The organism is Azomonas macrocytogenes, assembly GCF_014191985.1.
Lineage (GTDB): Bacteria > Pseudomonadota > Gammaproteobacteria > Pseudomonadales > Pseudomonadaceae > Azomonas > Azomonas macrocytogenes.
In genome coordinates, this window is the sequence record NZ_JACHXI010000058.1 from 1 (window position 1) to 1872 (window position 1872).

General features: G+C 67.3%; 3 protein-coding genes and 1 pseudogene. All 4 read right to left on the reverse strand.

The window, feature by feature from the left end:
* Positions 1-297, reverse strand: a 297-nt coding sequence (locus FHR87_RS18825; protein ID WP_183168290.1) for a replication initiator protein A, incomplete at its 3' end; no start/stop codon positions are given.
* 26 nt (positions 298-323) lie between these two features.
* Positions 324-590, reverse strand: coding sequence for a helix-turn-helix transcriptional regulator (locus FHR87_RS19710; protein ID WP_221189933.1), 267 nt, complete (start codon positions 588-590; stop codon positions 324-326).
* 162 nt (positions 591-752) lie between these two features.
* A pseudogene (locus FHR87_RS19715) lies at positions 753-1070 on the reverse strand (DUF7011 domain-containing protein); the annotation flags it as partial.
* A 308-nt stretch (positions 1071-1378) separates the two neighbouring features.
* Positions 1379-1729 (reverse strand): DUF2958 domain-containing protein, encoded by a 351-nt coding sequence (locus tag FHR87_RS18835; protein WP_183168292.1) that lies wholly within the window; start codon positions 1727-1729, stop codon positions 1379-1381.
* Positions 1730-1872: the final 143 nt, after the last annotated feature.

A 1872-nucleotide genomic window follows, 5' to 3' on the forward strand; every position in this document is an offset into this window, starting at 1 on the left:
CGAGCGGAAGCCCGCGTCGCGGGCATCCACGATCTGCGAGGCCGCCCATATCAGCACGTCCGCGTCCCAAATCGTGGCGATGCCATGCTCGGCCGTGCCTTCCACGCGGATCGTGACGTTCCCCGCCCGGAAGTCGATCGGCGCGACGCGCCGCGACTTCGCCAGCGAGAAGAACGGAAAGGCCATCAAGTCCTGGCTGTCGCGCGGCGCCATGTCGCCGGGCAAGGCGCGGAACAGGTCGAGCTGTTCGCGCTCTTGCAACGGCCGCTGCCGGGACGGCAGCGCAGGGCTGGACATGGCGATGGCCTCCCGCGCTCCAGTGGTCAGCGCGCACGGCTGTCGGCCGAGTGGTGCTCGGCGTATTCGGGATCGGAAGTCGTCTCGAAGCTGCGGTCGGCGGCCCAGGCATCGAGGTCGGCCACGGCGTACATGACGCGCCGGCCGAACTTGCGAAAGCGCGGGCCGCCGCCGATCACGCGCTGCTTTTCCAGCGTGCGCGGCGACAGGCGCAGGTATTCGGCGGCTTCGTCGTTGGTCAGATAGCGTTGGGGCTGCGCGGCAGGTGTCGGCCTACGTCTGGCATCGGCCAGTGCCGCGCCGAACACATGACCGCGCGCAGGCGCGGCAGCGCCGCCGCGGTGGGCATAGGCGACGGCCATGCCGTCTTCGAGCCCAGCCGCCAGCGCAAAGCGCAGGCAATGGCGTGGACTGCGCGCGATCAGCGCCAGTTTCTTGCCGTCGTGGAACAGTTGCTTTTGGCCGGGGATGCGCCAGAACGCGAAGGATTCGGCATCCACGGGCGGATCGGCATCGGGGTAGAGTTGCACCACGGCAGCGTGGCCGGGTAGCCAGGCTGGATGCGCGTCGCGCGCATCCAGGGCTGGGTCTTCCAGCAGGCGCAAGCCCCAGCGATGCGCTGCTTCACGCCGGCGATGACGGCGCAGCCAGTCGAGCCGGTAGTCTGGATGCCTGCGCAGGTACTCCCAGGCGAGCGCGAGCGCATCCAGCCAAAAGACATACAGGTATGCGGCAGTGGGATACCAATGCGCGAGGTGATGAGGATTGACCATGACGCCTCCTCCTGCGAACAGGACTCGCCGCCACGGAAGAACTACGCGCTACATCGCCTTCGTCGGAACGTCAGGGGTGAAAACAGCGGATGGGGCTATCAAGACCGATTGGCTCCGATGTGTTGCGGTATTCGTCTCAATGCTGCGGCGGCAGCGCCCCGACCGAGGGCACCGCACAAGCCAGCCTGCCGCAGCCCGCGTCAAGCATCCTGTCTATTTGGATCAGATTGGTAGGGCTTCGCCGCAAGAATCTCGATTGAGACCTACCCGGTATGACACCAGACTGAAAAAGTCACAGTAGGCCGTATTCAGTCCGGGATCGCTCCGTCGCGCTCGGCCAGCCGGGTGTATTCCGACAGCGTGCGCGTGGGGCGGAAATAGAGGTCGCGCATCACGGGCTGCTGGCGCGGCCCGACGATGCCAGCCAGGTCGGATAGCTTGACGGTGCCCTGCGCCGGCATCCCGATTCCCAGGTCGATGAGGCCCCAGGCGGTGTCGCCATCGGCGGGATCGAGCGCGGCCAGCAGCCAGGTCACATGCGCGTCCGGCGTGAACAGCCGCACCACGGGCACGGGGTCGATGGCCCGGCCAGCGGCGCCGGCCGAGCCGATGGCGAGCAGTTGCGCGCGCTCCGGGGCGGTGGCGAGTGGCTGGGGCATGGTCGGCAATCCCACAAATCCAATGATGCACGGATGCGGTTTCACGCCCAAGCGCAGAACCGCCGAACCGGATTTACGCCTACGTGCGCAAGCACGGATGCGCCTGCGTGGCTTTGCTGGAATCCGGTTCGGCGGTTCTGCGC

Excerpts from the sequence above, each read along its gene's own strand:
- FHR87_RS18835 (WP_183168292.1), bottom strand. The coding sequence starts at position 1,729 with ATGCCCCAGCCACTCGCCACCGCCCCGGAGCGCGCGCAACTGCTCGCC.